Origin of the sequence: Spiroplasma endosymbiont of Polydrusus formosus, assembly GCF_964263245.1 — a bacterium.
GTDB lineage: Bacteria > Bacillota_I > Bacilli_A > Mycoplasmatales > Mycoplasmataceae > Spiroplasma.
This window is the reverse complement of the sequence record NZ_OZ181656.1, coordinates 13,730-31,962: the sequence shown is the minus strand read 5'-3', so window position 1 is coordinate 31,962 and position 18,233 is coordinate 13,730. Positions and strand designations below refer to the sequence as shown.

Below are 18,233 nucleotides of genomic sequence, written 5' to 3'. Positions count from 1 at the left end.
AATAAATTTGGCTCATTTGATAAAACTTGTACACATACTTTAATTTTTTGATATTTTTTAATATATTTGTTATATAAATTTAATTTACATATTGCGATATTATCTTTTTTTAATTATTGACAAAGTCTTTTTTAACTTGTCCGCAAACAGATATATATGGTCTTTTGCATTTGTTACACTCTCATCATATATTACATAAATATCTTTTTTAAATTAAGTTATTTAATCCCTTTGTTGTTATAATTTATAATCTGCTGAACTATTATGTTTAACCATTGATATTAATTCAAAATGTAAAGTATAAAAATCACTATCAAATATATCACCATATAAGTGTCTAGTATTTTTCTTCTCTGGCATTTGATTTATCTTATCATTTAATTAATTTATATTGTGTTTTACTTACAGAACATTTTTCTCATAATCATTTTAATTGGTTTGTATTTATCAACATTGTAAATGTTTCAATACGATATCTTATTTTAAATTTCTGTTTTTGTGCTGGTTTAAATGTCATATATTGCCCAAAAGAGTAATTATATTTCTTTTGATTTAAACTTTGTAATGTTGAATAAGAACTGTTGTCAACATTAATTGATATTCCTTATTGTATTAAATTAAAGTATTGATTTAATTGATTGTTATAAAAAACTATAAAATATCTTTTACTTGTTCTAATTCAGTTTTAAATTGCTGTGTAGCATTTGAATGAGTATATTCTGCTATTTTATATGCTTTTTTATCAAAAATGATATTATATAATCAAAAACTAGCAGTAGTGGTATGTCTTTTGGACTAGTAGCATTATCAGACAATCCTCAACTCCATACTTTTGTTCTTTCAATATCCAATTGTTACAATCTTAATCGCTCATTAACTTTATCTTGTGGTAATTAATAATTAAGTTTTCAACTAGAATAATGAATAATAATTTTCATATTTTATTTTTTAATATATTTAATTTTTTCATATTTACTATGAATTATTTCTTCATTAAAAGATAATAATTCATTACAATAGTCAACAATATATCGTTTTAAACTTTCATGATTACATGTATTAATTGTTATTTTATTTTTATAACAACTAATAACAAACTATAAATCACTTAAATCTTTTTTTTTTTTTTTTGAAATTGGTCACATTCTTTTCTTCAATCAATAACTAATTTATATTTATTCAAATTAGCAAAGGTTTTTAATTTTTCTTTCCGACTTTGTGAATGTAAACCTTTACAATATATTTTGCTATCATTTGATAAAGTAAAAGTAAAATTTGATAAATTAATACTATAAGGTATATTATTTTCATCTAACATATTTCATATATTTTGAAAAACACTATCTTTTAAATCTTTACTCCAATACATACTAGCAATTATACAAATTGGCTCTTTAATTAATAAACTAATTTTTAATAATTAACCAAACATTTTAATATTTGAAATAGTCTTACCGCTATATCCTGTCCCAATTTGATTAATTTCATTAACTAATTAATATTTTTTAGTAAATGCGATATTTATTGTCAATACTACTATTTTGTAATAACCAATAAGGAGTTTCTAATAAATAAGTAAAATGATTAAGTATTATTATCACTTTTTTAATATCTCTAACACCTGTTTGTAAATTAATAATTATTGGTTGTTGATTATTTAAGTTTAATTCTTTTTCAAGTTCTTTTTCTTGCAGTGAATATTTATGATTAAATTCACACTGTCAATATAACAACCTAGTACTTTCTGGTGTTTTAACCATTTGTTTAATAAGTTCACTTTCTATTTTATCAACTTGTTTTTCAAATAAAGAAATTATATTTTCACTCGCGTAACTATCATATCTTAACTTGCGAGAAAGGTTGAATTTATTGGTTAAATCATTCAAAGTATATAAATAAAAAAAAATATTATATAAGTAATTTATCACGTCAAAACTGCTCTATTTTACGCTCAAATGTTCGTAAACTTGCTGTGTTTTTGGATTAAATTATTTCATTTTTACTCCTTTTTGCATATTAAAGTTACTATTATTTAATAAATATGATTTAATATGATTAAATAAAAAGGTAAATAGAAATATATAAAATAACCATCGTGGTTCTTTTATATTAATTACATTTTACATCAAAACAAAAAAAGTAAAGTAATTTACTTTTTTCAGTTAAATTAATTTGCTAATAATTAACAATTAAATTGTAACATAATAAATAAAAATTACTATCTTTTTTTTTTTTTTTGCATTTTTATTATTTTTTATAATAAAGTCCTAAATTATGGAAAAAAAGGTAAAAAATGATAAATATTGATGAAAACTTTTTTAACAACTCTAATATTTTATTAGATAAACAAAGTATCAATTTGATTAAACAAAATTTAGAAAATTATGATGAATTAATTTTTAAAAATTATAAGAATGATGAAAGTTTAAAAGAATATAAAGTAAAAAACAAAATTGAAATAACAGTAATAATTTTAAAAGGAGAAATAACTTTAAAAGAAGAAGATATTTTAAAATTAATCCAGAAATAGGTAAAGAAGAATATGTTTTTCTTTTAGATTTAATTGTTGGAATTGAAAAATGAAAAAGAATAACTAATGATGTTAAAAAAATATTATAATTTATTACTGATAAAAAAATATATAATGATATTTTAAATACTATGGAACATGTAAAAATTAGTTTAATGACAATATTTAATATTATGAAAAACGCAAAAACATATAAAGAATATTACGTTAATAAAATTAATAAAAAAATAGATATTCCGTATACTTTATATATTCAAATGAACAGTACTTATTTGAAAATGTTAGATGCAAAAAAACAAGGAAGAAAAAAGATAAAAAAACACACGATAGTATCTACTATACATAGTACTCTGTATATGATGAAGAAAAATATACTTTAAAAAGACCTGTAATTGCAAATAAATTAGGTGTTTTTGAAATGGATAATATTCCAGATTATCTTTAAAAAAGAGGCAAATTTAAAACCAGTTCTTATAAAATTATTTACTTTAATTTAAACTCATTACAACATGACACCCCAATATTGAAATTATGATTTTAGGTGATGGTGCATTATGAATTGAAAATACTAAAAATTTTATGTATAAATATTTTCCTAAAAATAAAACTAACCATACAATAGATAAAATTCATCTTAAAAGTAGATTTAAAAAATTAAATTCATTTCAAAATAAAAATAAGGAAAATAGAGAAACAAATCATAAAGCCGTTGATTATTTTTATAATGATAAATATGAAGAATTATTACAATTATTAGAATATAGCAAATACTTTATAAGTGATGCTAAATTAGATTTTTTTAATAAAACTATTAAATTAATTAAAAATAATGAAGAAAGAGTCATAAATCAAACACTATGAAATAATATTGGTTGTCATATGGAGGGTGATATTTCACACAAAGTAAAAAGTGTTAAAGGTAGAGGAAGCAAAATATATTGTAAAGAACTTTTAATAATTTATTAACTGCTTCAATGATTAAAACTAATAGTGAAACTAATATGAAAAATAATAAAGAAATAAAAAATATTGTAGTTAATAAAAATAATTTAGTTAAAGTTATTAAAGTTCAAAATTTAAGTATTTAGTTTTTAATTTATTACTTTTAAAAATGTAAATTAAATAAAAGGTATTTTTTAGTGTGTAAAAATACTAAAAATGAAAAATATAAGAGATAAATATTAACAATAAAACAGTTTGATTTAAAATAAAAATGTAAATGAAACGCTTAAAGCGTTCTAATTTTTTAAATTTTATAATTTATTCTATAATCTTTTATAAGACCATAGTCACTTATTTTTTACATAATACATTATCAAAATATCTTAATTATAAGAAAAAATAAAAAATGTAAACAAAAAAAATAAAAAACAACCAATAGTTGTTTTTTAATGTAAGGATTTGTCAAAGGGAATACAGGATGCTTTGGGAACTTTCGAATATTTTGAAAAAGAAACCATTGTTATCAACGCGAAGACAAATGGGAGAATTTTTAATAATTGATTCGATGGTTCGGCAATATTTCAACCAGTAAAACGTCATAATGTTTCCGATAAAGCAATTAAAAAACTAAATAAAACAGCTCCTACTGTAATGTATTGAATTCGTCATTGTCCAAAAATCATGATTGCTAAGGCAATATATCCTTGTCCTTGAACATCACCACGAAATTGTCCTGAAACATAATAGGTAAACATTGCGCCAGCCAACCCCGCTAAACATCCTGAAATAATCACAGCTTTATATCTTGTTCTAATAACATTAATTCCGGCTGAATCAACCGCATTTGGGTTTTCCCCACAACCAACATAATGTATCCCTGTTTTGGTAAAGTGGAAGAAAACAAAGGTAAAACCGGCTAAAACAATAGCAATAATTAAGAAAATATTAACAATTTGGTACGAATCAATTCCGATTGTACTAAAACCGGTTTTAATCATATTTCCCGTTGTTAAGGTGGGGATACTTACAAAAAATAATCCTAATCCAGTTGCTAATAAATTTAAGGCTGTTCCCGAAATTACTTGTTGTGCTTTTAAAGTAATTGAAGCAAAACCGTGTAATAAGGCACCCCCCCCCCCGCTAATTGCAGCAACTAATAAAGCAATAATTTGCATTCAATTACCATATTGAGATAATACTTTTCCTAATAAGGAATGCACTAATGCCCCAATAATCATAATTCCGTCAATGGCAATATTAACAACTCCGGCTCGTTCAGAATATAAACCAGCCATCGCCGCAATTAATAATACAGCAAAAAGGACTGAACCATTCGCAAATAATTGTGAAATTGCTTCCATTAATTTTTCTCTCCTTTTTTTATCATTTGATAAGCTTTTTTTAAGCGAAGATACTCTGTTTTTAAGATTTTATTATCTTCCGAAACAGCGTTTCTAATATGCGCTAATTTTTGATTTAATTCCTTTTTTCATTGTGGCATATTTGTTTTATGTTTTTCCCGCATTTCTCTATATTCAACATTAAACTGTTGTTGCATTTTTTTAAATTGTGTTTGTAAATTTTTTTTCAACATTACCACTTCTTTTTGTACCTTATCATCCACTTTAACCTGGCGATTAATTATTCTTAATTGGTGTTTAATGTTTTTTTTTGTTTGGTAATTTTTCACTTTAAACTGACGAATTTCTTGTTTTTGACAACGTTTTAAAGCGTTAATTTCCTGATTTAATTTTTTTGTAACAACTGCTTCTTTTTTTTGCAATGTTTTAAAATCATTTAAATATTTTTGTTGAATTTCATTATAAACTAGATAATAATCTTCCCACAATTTTTTAATTGCTTCTTCTTGATTTAAAACTAAATCACCATATTGACTTTGCAAATGCACTAATTTAATATATAAATCTTTTTTTGGTAAATTATAAAATTGAGATAATTTTTGCTTAACTTGTCCTTTTGCTTTTCGCACTGATTTATAGTGATTGTTTTTTAAAAAACTAATTTCCTGTTTTTTTAGTAAATACTCATTTCTTACTTGGACAAGATGATCAAGCGCTGAACCAAGGGCAATAAAAGTTGCTAAATTATAACTTGTTTTAATTCCTCGTTGGCCAATTAATGCTGCTTCCTTATATTTTGAATTTTTAAAGAAACGAATTTCTATTTTTAAAGTGGTAATTTTTCCGGCATATAAGGTTAATTGATAGTTAATTTCGTTGCGATAGGCTTTGATTGCTTCCTTATTATTATCAACTTTTTTTAATGCTTTAATTTTAATCCGGCATGCTTTATTTGTCGCTTTAATTTGTTTTTGATAATTTTTGATTTGATGGTGATATTCATCATACTCCTGTTTTAATTCAGGACGATGTTGAATATTTCATCAACGTCGTAATCAAAAGATTGGTTTAAAATAAATAAACAAAGCAGAAATGGCGGTCATATAAATAATTATTCCAAAAATTAATTGTCCCATTTGTTTTGACATTTGAAAATCAGGTAGTTGGGTTGCTTGTAAAGCTGCTGTTTTAATAATTCCCCATAATAAGGCAATTGGTAAAATGGAAAACCCATTCGTAAAAGCAACTAAGGCAACCGCAATCGCATCAAATCCAACAACAGGCAAGGCATCAGTGGTAAATTGTAAAACAGTGGATTGGGTCATATAATATAACATTCCCAAAACACCCGATAAACCTCCTGATAAGATCATTGAAATTATAGTATACGCTTTAACATTGATTCCGGCATATAACGAAGCATTTTTTGATTTTCCAACCGCTTTAATGCGAAATCCCAGGACCGTATAATTCATAATAAAAATGATTATTCCTAATAATAACATCGCAATAATAAACGGAATAATTCATGTTTGACCATTCAACATTAAATTAAATTTTGGGGCAGTTGTTACAATATCAATTGTTGAATTATGATTTGAATTCCACATCCCATGAGCTGGATTCATAAATATTCACCTCATGACATATCAAACAATTCAATTTAACATAATTGTGGAAACTACTTCATGAATATTGAAATAAGCCTTTAAAACCCCTGTAATAGTGGCTAAAGCAGCTCCAACAAGTATTGAAATAAATAAGGATCCGACCACCCCGGCCCCCTGACTAATTGTGGGATTCTTTAAACCTAAAACAATTGTCATACTCCCCGCTATCAACATTTGGCCAGGAACTCCAACATTAAATAGGCCTGCTTTAAAACTAACTGCAACCGCTAACCCCGCAACAATATAAATTGCTCAATAAGTTAATGTTTGATCTTTCAATAAAGGATGAAAAGCTAATCGAAAAACATAATTAAAAAATAATAACGGATCTGATGCGTTTGCTACAATGATGATAAAACTAATGAGTGTCCCAGCAATAATGGCACAAATTGATGCTTTAAAATAATTCATTTTAGTTTTAAATTCATTGGAACGAAAGAAAATTTTTGTTTTTTGATTTAAAAATCACCCATAATTTTTAATTTGTGTTTTCATTAATTTTTATTCCTTTATGTTGATATCTTCCTACCATCATTAAACCTATTTTTTCTCGTTTAACTTTATTTCCAACAACTTCACCATTAATGCGACCATTATGTAAGATAACAATGCGATCTGCTAAACTCATAATTTCTTCTAGTTCATATGAAACTAACAATACCGCTTTCCCTTGTGCTTTTTCTTTTAAAATTTTATTATGAATATATTCAATTGCTCCAACATCTAATCCCCTTGTTGGTTGAACAACAACTAAAATATTATGTTGACGCGACAATTCTCGACCAATAATTAATTTTTGTTGGTTACCCCCAGATAAACTTCGGGTAATCGAAAATCCAGAATTTGCGCCACGGACATCATATTTATTAATAATCTGTTGAGCATATAATTGGATTGCTCCTTTATTTAAAAAACCACAGTTTGAAAATGGTTTTTGATTAATATTTTGTAAAACAATATTATCAATGGCATTAAATTCTAAAATCAAACCATGTTTATGACGATCTTCTGGAATATGTGACATACCATTTTGATAACGTTCATAAATGCTTTTCTTTGTGACATTAATATCATTAAAAATTATCTCCCCCGATGTCCCTTTATCTAATCCAGTTAAGACATTAACTAACTCTGTTTGACCGTTTCCTTCGACTCCTGCGATTGCAACAACTTCTCCAGCATGGACAGTTAAATTAAAGTCATCTAACGTCATTAAGTTTGTTAAGCCTTTTTTCTTAACAGATAAGTTTTCAATTTTCAACAATACTTCTGGTTGGGGTGCTCGACCATAATTTTTAATTTTAACTAAATTACGACCAACCATTGCTTCAGCAATTTCTTTTTCGTTCTTAGCTTGGACATCAAAATTTTCAATAACTTTTCCGCGGCGAATAACAGTTGCCCAATCAGCAATTTTTTTAACTTCATCTAATTTATGGGAAATAAAAATAATAGTTTTTCCGTCCTTTTTTAAATCTAACATAATTTTAAATAAACTTTCAATTTCCTGTGGAGTTAAAACAGCAGTTGGTTCATCAAAAACTAAAATATCAGCTCCCCGATATAAAATCTTTAAAATTTCAACGCGTTGTTGCATTCCAACAGAAATATTGGTAATTTTAGCACGAAAATCTACTTGTAAATTATATTTAATTGCAATTTGTGCAATATCACGAGCTTCTTTTGTTCGATCTAAAAATACATTTCCTTTTAGTTCTTCATATCCTAAGGCAATATTGTCTAAAACAGTAAAAATATCAACTAGTTTAAAATGTTGATGAACCATCCCGATTCCTATTTGATTGGCTTTAATTGGATTATTAATGTATTCTGGTTTCCCGTTAACAATAATTTCCCCTTTTGTTGGTTCATACAAACCGAATAGAATACTCATTAATGTTGATTTTCCGGCCCCATTTTCTCCAATTAAAGCATGAATTTCCTTTTTTTTAACTTTTAAAGTAATATTATCATTTACGATTAAATCACCAAAAACCTTGGTAATCTTATTCATTTCAATTGCATACACATTGTTGTTTTCTTCCATATTATATTATATGTCCTTTCTTCTATAAAGCTGCTTAAATTGCTTTTAAAATATAAGTTTTCAAGGTATCAACGCTTTTGCATGTATTTGATAATGTTATTGTTAGGCTTTTGCTTGTCACTTGTGGCATCGGGAAAATGCCGTGATAATAAACATCCTGCAATACTTTTTTTAATAATTTTATCAAATACGGTGTCACAGTGGCATCATCTGTTTCATTTTTAATAAAATAAACAGTATCTTCATTAATTGATTTTGTTTATTCAATTCCTGTTCAAGTCTGATGTTAAATTAATGATTGATCAGTATTAATTCAACATTCTTTTGTCACCTTACTATCATATCACATATTATTATCAGATTGATAATCACATTTATCATAATAAATATTCTTTAAAGCTTTCACTATATAAGTGGTAATTTCTTAAAAGGCACTTGTGACAATAATATCTTAACCATAAATTTTCGATTGTTCAATATCAACACCAATAATTTTAGCTGCTGATTTATTATATTTAATCCGGTCAATCTTATCTTGCGTTTGTGAGCAGGTAACATGAAAAATAATACTTTGCCCCACGCAAAAGTAATTAATCTGAAATATCTTTACCATGCCGAACTTAAAATTATTGCGAAAATCATGATTCATTATTTTTGACAATATTTTGTACTTTTTCAATTTTTTCTAACATTGTTATTGTTGGATTAATTTTCTGAACTTGTTTTAAAACGCTATCATTAATCTTAAACAAGTTTAGGAAATTACAATCACTTATGATTTGTATTAAAAATATCATACGCTACTAAAAATACTAACATATAGTTTGAGACAGCTCCGTTATTATTCACCCCTCATAAATAGCTATTTTTAAGCCTTTTGGATATCTGTCTTTTGATGGGTCATTTAACTAATTAATCATAATACTGTTGCAATTACGTCAAAAAACCCTAATGATTCCGCTTAACAACTAATACCAACAATATTTTTTGTCAATGGCTTGCACGGATCCATTAATAAATGAATACCTTTACTAATTCCGTTCACATAAATTAAATTATCTGCGATTTATGCCGCTCATCCAATTGTATTACCATGCACAAAACCTGATAAAATTAATGTTTTTGCTCCAGCAATATGAGCGGTTGCATAAGCTGTTTTAAAATAAGATGGTGTTTGAGAACTTGCTGGTTCAAAATAACTAGCTCGTCAATGACTTATTTTTAATTCTGAAAAATAAACCTCTTCGTCTTGTTGTAAAACAACATATTTACTTGCACCATCCCATACTGATTCATTAAACGATGCATCGGTCACAATTTCTGCATTGATAATAACTCAAAAATATTACTATCAAAATAATATTTTTTAAACAGACAACAAAAGAAAAACTCGAAGCAGTAAATAAAGTTGTTGCTATAAAAAACTGAGAAATTTCCTCATTGTTTACTCCCTCCTATTTATTATAAATTATAATTTATTTCTAATTAATTTTTATCCGGCAATTGAATATTTACTTTCATACTTAAATAATTATATTTAATAACTTAAATACAATATTTAATTGCTAATTTTATTTTAGCATATTTTTAAATGAATGAAAAGAAAAAATGCTTTCTAAATAAAATATTGCATTATGTGATAAATTTTATGTAATCAACTTTTGATTATTAAATTATTTAAAAAATGACTTTACTAGTCAAAATAAACCATTACCATTAATCAATCAATTTTCCAACGCGAATGATTTTTTAATGCAATTTAAATAACGTTCATATTATTACAGGAACGGCTATCATAAATCTATTGGAGGTTTTAACTGATAAATACATTAATAAAAATGGGTCAATAATATCACCTCCATTAATTAATGTAGATATTTTAATTATATATTTTTATTATAATTATAAAAATATAATAAAAAAACAAAATTGGCTGTTTGACAATTTTCTATGGTATAATATTTTATTAAAAATTTATACTATGGCGTTCTGTAAGATTAATCTCAAAAACAATCTCACAAAAATTGTTTTTTATTTTTATATTAAAAAACATAAATTTATTTGCATTATTGATCGGATGGTATCTTTAAATTTAGAACTTTTATCATAAAAACAGATTTTTTACTGTTTTACCTACACAAAATAAATGATATTTTTTATAAATCCTTTTAATAAAAGTATTATCTGGCGAATAATTTAACATGATATAAATTTTCCGTTTGTATCTACACAACGTCTATTAAATAAATAAAAATACCATTACACTGGTTTTTTATTTATTTTTTTTACAAAATGAACAATTTGCTTCGAAAGTAATATCTTGTTTAGTGTATTTTGAAATACTATGTAAATTAAAATGGTTATAATCAACAAATTGACTATTATTTCCTGTTATCACATTTTGATAAGAACAACCATTATTAGTACGATAATAACTCCCTAAACCATACGAAATATCTTTCGAATTAATAATTCTATATGTATTTGAATATCCTTTTTTATTATATAAATTATAACGCGTTGATGTTAAGTTAATATTATTAATGTGTTTATAAAATTGGTCAATTGGAACAACGCCATGATGTTTAATATGTTTTTTCTTTTTTATATCTTTATTTTTTTTGATAATATCGGTTGTTTTTGTTTTTAATGTTTCAATCTTTATCGTTAGATTTTTTAAATACTCTTGAATTTCTCCTAATGTTTTGGTGTGAACTGTATACGAATCAATTGAATTTTTAATTAATTCTTCAATTTTTTCAAAACGAAACTCAAAATTATTTAAAGGGGGTTGTTGTGACAATGATTTTTTATTTTCTACCATTACCTGAAACTTAACTTCGGGTTCTTGAATTAGTTCTGGTTGTTCTATATCAAAACATTTAATTACTTCGTCATCGAGGTTTGAAAAATCACCATTCATAATTTTATCATCTAATTCATCTAAGCTATATGATATTTCTTCTTTTAAAACTGATTTAATTTCTGATTGTAAGACAGTAGTTGTTTCATTCGGAACATCATTATTAAATAATGTTTGATCTCGATAATTTTCTTCGTTGTTTTCTTCTAATTTATCTTCATTAACTTCTTCGTTATCTGCTAATTTCTCATCAATCATTGTATTAATAAAATCGGCTTTAACTGGAATTGGTATTACTATCGCTAATGGTTCAGATGCTAATTCTAAATTAATTGCATCGGCTTTAATTTCATCATCTGACACAAAGTTAAATTCAGGTTTTATTTCTTCTTCTTTTACTGCACTCAAATCTGCAGGTTCTGTGGTTATTACCTCTATTGAAAATGACTCGAAATATTCTTTTATAGGTTCGTTATTTTCAACAGGTTCTGTTTCATCAATGTGATGATCTTCGCTTGCAACGGCATCAACATATTCACCTTGGAAATCATCTAATCCTTCTAATTCATTAAAATGATAACCAAGATAATTATTTGGTACATGATTTGATCCCATTTCAGTATCATCAAATGATTGAATATTGGTTAATAATTCCCTTTTTAACTTATCAATATTATGATCATATGGAATAAAAGTAATTTCTGTTTTTTGCGATGCTTGTTTTGTTATTTTAATATCGTTATTCATAATTTCTATTTCTTTTTTTACTTTGTCATTATTTACAATATTAATAATGTTGTCATCCACGATATCATTAATAATTTTAATCATTTTACCATATGTTTCTAAAAAATGATTATTAAAAAAATCAAAAGTTGTTTGTGAATTATTTCCAAAGATTTCCGTAATTCGCATTAATTTTAAATCATGTTCTTTCTTTAACTTTAATTTTTTAACTAATTTATTTACCTCTTGGGCAAATAAATTATATATTTTAACTTTCTTTTTAATTAATTTAGTTGTCGCTTTAGTTCCTTTAACTTCTTCTTCTTCAACCATTTTTTTAATTTTAAGAGCTTGTTGATACATTTTATTTCACTTATTGTAAAGTTTTTTTTGTTTTTTTGTAATTATTTTTTCTAATATTAATGACGAATTAAAGATATCATTATCTAAACAAGAAAAAGTTGAAATTTCATCTACTGGTGTATCAACATTCCCTTCTTCGTTCAAAACAGCTGTCTTATCAACAAAAACTTCAATGTCAAAACTAACCACCTTGTGCTCATTATTAGCAGTTATATCAATTACTGGCATAGCAGAAACTACTGTTGTTTTAATTTTTGGTTCATTATTTAAAGCAATTGTTTCTAATTCTTCCCTATTTGCTGCAAATAGTGCTTCTGATTCTTCTTCCATGCTGTTTTCACTTTTTTCCATTCCTGCTGTTGCTAATTCTGGTTCAACAACTGATGATTTTTGTGGATTTGTCATAGTTTTAGTCATATAATTAATTAAATTTGCTAATTCATTTTCATCAACATCATTTCTTTTAACATTAAAAAAATAATTTAAATCATTTGATGAAAATATTGAATTTGATTTTTGACCAGATAATTTTTTATTATCATCCTCTTTTGCGTAATCATTGCTTTTGAAATTTTTTGCGATTTCTTTGATCCCTGCGATAGTCGCGTCAACTGCCATAGTTGCGCTTCCATGATACTTTCCCTCTTTATTTACCTCTCTTTCCAATTTTTTATTTTGGTAATAAATAACAATCATATTTCGTTCCTCCACAAAATTTTGTAAAGACTCAACATCAAATAATGATGATTCAATAAATAATAAACCAATAAACATTAATGCCGCTAGAATTAATACAGCTACTTTTCCGTAAATTAAGGAAAAAATAATTAAGGTAATAAAAATAATTTTAATATATGGTTTAGTAATTAATTGTCCTTTTCGAACACGATGAAGTTGAAATGATACTAATGTAATAACGAATAATGCCACAAAAATTGTTAAAGAAATAATTGTATATATTCATATATTACCTGTTAAATGATTTAAAATTTGTTCTTGTTTAAATATTGATTTTTGAAAAATATCATTCATTGATTTTAAAATTGATGGAAGTGCAACACCCTGAACCACAAGAAGATTTAAAATAGCAGTAAAGATTTGGACTATTTCAGCAAATATAATTATAATTCAACCTAATGTTACTAAAAATACAAACATTTTAATTATACTTCTCTATTTTACTTTCCACCACGCATAGCTCAATAATCAAATCCAATTGTTTTATCACCCTCTTCTTCTTCACTGGCGGTAGTAAAATAGGGCATTGGACAATGAGAATCATCCTCTTTTTTTATTGCTTTTTTAGTGGCAACACCTTCTTCATTTTTAATGATATAACGTTTATGATAAACACTTACTTCGTGCACTATTAATTGATTTGTTGCATAATTTCCGTATATTTGTTTTACATAAGTTTCAATTAAAAGGGGATTTAATCCAACAATAAATTTAAATTGTAAAATTCCTTTAAAAATAACTTGTACTAAACTAAAGATTTGTTTAAACTTCACATATCCTACTAAATCAATATTATTAAAAATGATTACAATACTTTCTGTGATGTTATAAGCACGTAAAATTTCTTCAAATTCTTTACGAATATAATCTAATGGATCATCAAATTCTAGTTCATTAATGATTATAATTCAATTATAATCATTAATTTGGTTCGATATCTCATTTTGTTTTAAAGTTCTTGCAAATAATTTAACACGATCTCATAAAATTTTTTTATCTTCTAAACTAACCTTTGGTAATTCTTTAATAATTTTTTTTAATAAAAATAAAAAGGGTGAATAATATAATTCAATACGTAATAAATCAATATTAACAATTGGCATTGAAAAAAATGAAGTATCAATGTCAGACATTGAATCACAATTTCTTTTATCAATAGCTGTTAAGAAAAATTGCATTTCATTATTTTTTTCTTTAAATATTTTCATTAAATCACGAATAATTTCAAAACTTGATAATATAATTCCATCAATCTTAAGTTCTTTATTTTTAGTATTATGATTATTATTTAGAAAACCCCTCACCAGCTCTTCTTCTTCATTATTACCTTGTAATAAATTCATATTTCGCTTATTATTTTTCTTGTTTATTGTATTTTGTTCATCATTGTTTAATTTTAAATTTTTCATTCTTTCGAATTGATTGATGTACATTGTTTAGCCCTCCTTCATCATTTTCATATTTAAATTATATCATATTTCTAAAAAAACTAATAAAAAAAATGCATTATGAAACGGAATTTGTTGATATTTTGCTTTTCTAAAATCACTCTTCATCTTCTCCTTTTTTAAAATCGGTCAGTTCTTATTATGACCGTTTAATTTATTCCTTTTTACTTTATGTTAGTGGTTTTGTCATCAACATCATCTTTTTTCAGATAATCGTCAACTAGTTTTCGTATCCCTACACGAATATTATCTTTATTTATGCTAAATTATACTTGTAAGTGCAAGTAAATAAAATTGCAAAAAATTTCATATAAAAATTTCATGATGCTAAGTTTATTTTAGAAAAATTAAAGCAAGGAGTTTTTTATATGGGATATAAACATCTTGGCATAGATGAAAGAATTTATATTGAGAATCAATTGAAATTTAAATTAAAAATTAGTGAAATAGCTAAAAATATTAATCGAAGTATTAGTACTATTATTCGAGAAGTTAATAGAAATAAAGATAATAATCATTATTTTTCATTAATTGCACAAAATAAAGCAGAAAATAGAAAACAATCACATGTTTATTTTCATAAGTTTAAAAATAGAGAATTAGTAAAATATGTACAACAAAAATTATTATTAGGTTGATCGCCTGAACAAATTTATGGAAGAATTAAAAATTTTCATAAAGAATGAATTATTAGTTTTAAAACAATTTACAATTGAATTTATTCTGGATTACTTGAAAAGGTTACTAATAAAAATTTAAGAAGAAAAGGTAAGAAACGAAAATCTCAAGAAAATCGCGGTAAATTTAATGGTAAATCAATTAAAGAACGAAATGTTAATGTTAATAATCGCATAACTGTTGGCCATTGAGAGGATGATACTATAGTATCATCGCGAGGTAAAAGTAAATCATGTTTAATAACTTTAGTTGAAAGAACATCAAGATTTACTTTAGCAATGTTAGTTGAAAATAGAACTACTAAAGTTATTAACGAAAACATTAGCCATTATTTATCAATTATTCCAAATAATCTTGTTAAAACTATAACATTTGATAGAGGTAAAAAATTTGCTAATTGACAACAACTTGAAAAAAATTTAAATGTGAAAATTTATTTTGCTAATGCATATTCACCCTGACAAAGAGGTACTAATGAAAATACTAATGGGTTAATTAGAGAAAAATTTCCTAAAAAATTTAATTTTTCAAATACCACGAAAAATGCAGTTCATAAATTTATATTGTCTTTAAACCATAGACCAAGAAAAATACTAAATTATCTTTCACCAATCGAATATTTGGTTAGAAAAATAATTTAGTTGCACTTAACTTTACAATTAGGCTTATATAAAAAATGGCCCATAAAATATCCAATGATTAAAACTTCTAAAAATAAAATTGTAATTAAAAAAGCAACAGTATATTTTTCTTGGTTCATAACAAATAAAATCATAAAAATACCTGTTAAAATAATTAAAATTATTAAAATAACAACATTAACAATTCGATATCATATTCATTTATTCTTGTTTTTTGCTATTTCTATCTTCCTATCTAATAAATTCTTTCTTTAAATAATTATAAATTTTTGAAGGACGGTTATCTAAATAACCAGAGTCAACAATTACATCAACATCAAATTTTTGAAGATCATTAAATTCTTTTGCGTAATGCTGTCCACTAATATTTACACTTGTCCCATAAATTGGACCAACTTTATTGATAATTTTTTTTAGTCACTTGGACTTTGTAATTCTAATGCCAATTGTATTATCTTCAGTAATATTATAAATATTATTAATATTTTCCTTTATGTTACCTATTATAGTAATGGTCTCATTTTTTTTGAAAATTTTTAAATCTTCTCGTGACAAATCAATGAAATTTCTTACCATCCGAACTGAACTAACAATAACTGATAAATACATTTTTTCTGATCGTCCTTTAACTTTAAAAATTCTTGCTTTTGCCGAAGGTGAACTAATAATGCATGTCATTCCATAAATAGTATCGGTCGGAACAATAATAACTTTCTCTGCCAAATAAGCAAGAATAATCTCTTTGTAATCTTTTACATTATATACTTTCATAATATGAATAAACTCCTTTTTTAAATTTTTTAATTTGTTTTAATTTGTTCACTATTACCATTATTACTTTTAATTTTAGAAATATGTGAAATAGCAATAACTGATAAAACAATAATAAAGGTCGACAATAAAATCCCACTTGTCAATAATTCATTTCCTTGTAATCAAAAGTAATTCAATTTTTTTGTTTTAAAAATTGGTTCCATTACCATTTCTTTGAAATTACCACTTTCATTTTCTCAACTATTTCAGTAATCAACAGCTTGTGTTAACTGATGTTGTGAAATTAAAAACATTACCAAAGAACCTCCTGTTACAATTAAAAAACTAACATAAAAACTAATGAAGCCTTTTTTTGTTAAATTTGGTTTTTTTAACATCACAAAAGCAAAAGCAAACAACATTGAAATAATTAAAGCTGATGAAATAATTGGAAAAATATTAATTAAAATTGCTGATCCTGGCATATTCATTGCCATTTTAAAATAGTCAACATTTGGTTGCTCTAAAACACTACTTGTCCAGGGAATAATGACATTAATCGTTAATTGAGGATAGAAATAAGAAAATAAAAAAAATCGGTTCGCTGCAGTAAAATTACTGCCAATGATAATTGTATAAACAAATTGGGGAATGAAAACCATACTTGAAAAAAAAACAACTAATAATGAAATATTAAATTCATTTGGAATTAAATATAAACTAATAAACTTTTTAAGACGACTTTGGTTAAAGGTATCTTTTAAAACAAATAATTCATCTTTTTTGTTCTGATTAATATTATTATTTAATAATCATTCTAATTTAAATCCAACTTTTAACATAATAAAAATAATGAAAATAATCTGTAAACCCGTTATTCATCAAACGGCATTCAAACCAATTCATGTTAATGGATACTCATGTTTTGTTCCTGACCCGGTTGCCAAATTAATTAATGTGTTAACAATTTCTGTCCGATTTAACACATTGTTTGGAATTATATTTTCAATGTTTTTAATATAATCCTGTCTGGTATTAGCACCCCGTAACGAACGACATCACTCCGTAAATAAATCATAATAATATTCAGCAAAGGAAAATAATAAACATGCAACAAACAAAAAAGAAATAATAACAACAATTCCAATTAGTAACATTCTATTATTAAAATTAATTGAGCGGCTTTGATAATGAATATAAAAAACACTACTAATAATTGACCCTAATAAAGTTCCTAAAGCAACATATGGCAAATTAAAAATTAAGACTTCATTTGGCAAATGTGGCGTTGTAAATAACTCTAAAACATCTTTTGGAGTTTTTTTAATAAAAACAAGGTATTCTTTTAAGATTTTATCACTATGGGAAACAAAAATAAAAGTAAAATACGGCACCATAATAAATAACACAACCAAAAAAGCAATAATAATAATGCCGGTTCTTTTAATGTTTTTAGCTTTATTTTCCATATCT

18 protein-coding genes are annotated in these 18,233 nt (G+C 25.0%); 4 read left to right on the top strand and 14 right to left on the bottom strand.

Annotated features, from left to right (window positions below):
* Nucleotides 1–237: 237 nt before the first annotated feature.
* The 4 genes from ACE38S_RS00145 to ACE38S_RS00130 all read right to left on the bottom strand — a co-directional run bounded on the left by ACE38S_RS00145 (nucleotide 238) and on the right by ACE38S_RS00130 (nucleotide 1,928).
* The gene (locus ACE38S_RS00145; protein ID WP_374695820.1) at nucleotides 238–360 is read right to left on the bottom strand and encodes a hypothetical protein; all 123 of its coding nucleotides are present in this window, start codon (nucleotides 358–360) and stop codon (nucleotides 238–240) included.
* A 10-nt stretch (nucleotides 361–370) separates the two neighbouring features.
* On the bottom strand, nucleotides 371–517 hold the full coding sequence (locus ACE38S_RS00140) for a hypothetical protein (protein ID WP_374695819.1): 147 nt from the start codon (nucleotides 515–517) through the stop codon (nucleotides 371–373).
* A 591-nt stretch (nucleotides 518–1,108) separates the two neighbouring features.
* Nucleotides 1,109–1,369: a hypothetical protein gene (locus ACE38S_RS00135; RefSeq protein ID WP_374695818.1), complete on the bottom strand. Its 261-nt coding sequence runs from the start codon at nucleotides 1,367–1,369 to the stop codon at nucleotides 1,109–1,111.
* Between the two features lie 136 nt (nucleotides 1,370–1,505).
* Entirely contained in the window at nucleotides 1,506–1,928 is a 423-nt protein-coding gene (locus ACE38S_RS00130) for a hypothetical protein (protein ID WP_374695817.1), read from the bottom strand.
* A gap of 365 nt (nucleotides 1,929–2,293) precedes the next feature.
* On the opposite strand from ACE38S_RS00130, the gene ACE38S_RS00125 reads away from it, so the two are divergent.
* From ACE38S_RS00125 to ACE38S_RS00115, 3 genes are all read left to right on the top strand, one after another.
* Nucleotides 2,294–2,530 carry a hypothetical protein gene (locus ACE38S_RS00125; protein ID WP_374695816.1) on the top strand — a complete coding sequence of 79 codons (237 nt, stop codon included), beginning with the start codon at nucleotides 2,294–2,296 and terminating at the stop codon, nucleotides 2,528–2,530.
* A gap of 131 nt (nucleotides 2,531–2,661) precedes the next feature.
* Nucleotides 2,662–2,910: a hypothetical protein gene (locus ACE38S_RS00120; RefSeq protein WP_374695815.1), complete on the top strand. Its 249-nt coding sequence runs from the start codon at nucleotides 2,662–2,664 to the stop codon at nucleotides 2,908–2,910.
* A 151-nt stretch (nucleotides 2,911–3,061) separates the two neighbouring features.
* A complete protein-coding gene (locus tag ACE38S_RS00115; RefSeq protein WP_374695814.1) occupies nucleotides 3,062–3,496 on the top strand; it encodes a hypothetical protein in 435 nt (144 codons plus the stop codon).
* Between the two features lie 422 nt (nucleotides 3,497–3,918).
* On the opposite strand, the gene ACE38S_RS00110 is transcribed toward ACE38S_RS00115, so the two are convergent.
* The 8 genes from ACE38S_RS00110 to ACE38S_RS00075 all read right to left on the bottom strand — a co-directional run bounded on the left by ACE38S_RS00110 (nucleotide 3,919) and on the right by ACE38S_RS00075 (nucleotide 14,673).
* Nucleotides 3,919–4,833 carry an ABC transporter permease gene (locus ACE38S_RS00110; RefSeq protein WP_374695813.1) on the bottom strand — a complete coding sequence of 305 codons (915 nt, stop codon included), beginning with the start codon at nucleotides 4,831–4,833 and terminating at the stop codon, nucleotides 3,919–3,921.
* On the bottom strand, nucleotides 4,833–6,998 hold the full coding sequence (locus ACE38S_RS00105) for an ABC transporter permease subunit (RefSeq protein ID WP_374695812.1): 2,166 nt from the start codon (nucleotides 6,996–6,998) through the stop codon (nucleotides 4,833–4,835). Before ACE38S_RS00105 ends, ACE38S_RS00110 begins: the two co-directional genes overlap by 1 nt.
* Nucleotides 6,982–8,550, bottom strand: coding sequence for an ABC transporter ATP-binding protein (locus ACE38S_RS00100; RefSeq protein ID WP_374695811.1), 1,569 nt, complete (start codon nucleotides 8,548–8,550; stop codon nucleotides 6,982–6,984). The genes ACE38S_RS00105 and ACE38S_RS00100 overlap by 17 nt, the downstream gene beginning before the upstream one ends.
* Nucleotides 8,551–9,001: 451 nt before the next feature.
* Entirely contained in the window at nucleotides 9,002–9,163 is a 162-nt protein-coding gene (locus ACE38S_RS00095) for a hypothetical protein (protein ID WP_374695810.1), read from the bottom strand.
* A 13-nt stretch (nucleotides 9,164–9,176) separates the two neighbouring features.
* Complete coding sequence (locus ACE38S_RS00090; protein WP_374695809.1) at nucleotides 9,177–9,302, bottom strand: hypothetical protein; 126 nt, start codon at nucleotides 9,300–9,302, stop codon at nucleotides 9,177–9,179.
* Nucleotides 9,303–9,616: 314 nt separating this feature from the next.
* Nucleotides 9,617–9,865 (bottom strand): hypothetical protein, encoded by a 249-nt coding sequence (locus ACE38S_RS00085; RefSeq protein ID WP_374695808.1) that lies wholly within the window; start codon nucleotides 9,863–9,865, stop codon nucleotides 9,617–9,619.
* 957 nt (nucleotides 9,866–10,822) lie between these two features.
* Nucleotides 10,823–13,660, bottom strand: coding sequence for a hypothetical protein (locus ACE38S_RS00080; protein ID WP_374695807.1), 2,838 nt, complete (start codon nucleotides 13,658–13,660; stop codon nucleotides 10,823–10,825).
* A 20-nt stretch (nucleotides 13,661–13,680) separates the two neighbouring features.
* On the bottom strand, nucleotides 13,681–14,673 hold the full coding sequence (locus ACE38S_RS00075; protein ID WP_374695806.1) for a hypothetical protein: 993 nt from the start codon (nucleotides 14,671–14,673) through the stop codon (nucleotides 13,681–13,683).
* Between the two features lie 383 nt (nucleotides 14,674–15,056).
* Between ACE38S_RS00075 and ACE38S_RS00070 the strand changes: the two genes are divergently transcribed.
* Nucleotides 15,057–16,007, top strand: a complete 951-nt coding sequence (locus ACE38S_RS00070; protein WP_374695805.1) for an IS30 family transposase — start codon at nucleotides 15,057–15,059, stop codon at nucleotides 16,005–16,007.
* 231 nt (nucleotides 16,008–16,238) lie between these two features.
* Here the strand turns inward: ACE38S_RS00070 and ACE38S_RS00065 are convergent, their stop codons facing one another.
* Nucleotides 16,239–16,778, bottom strand: a complete 540-nt coding sequence (locus ACE38S_RS00065) for an L-threonylcarbamoyladenylate synthase (RefSeq protein ID WP_374695804.1) — start codon at nucleotides 16,776–16,778, stop codon at nucleotides 16,239–16,241.
* Nucleotides 16,779–16,807: 29 nt separating this feature from the next.
* On the bottom strand, nucleotides 16,808–18,229 hold the full coding sequence (locus ACE38S_RS00060) for a polypeptide chain release factor methylase (protein ID WP_374695803.1): 1,422 nt from the start codon (nucleotides 18,227–18,229) through the stop codon (nucleotides 16,808–16,810).
* Nucleotides 18,230–18,233: the final 4 nt, after the last annotated feature.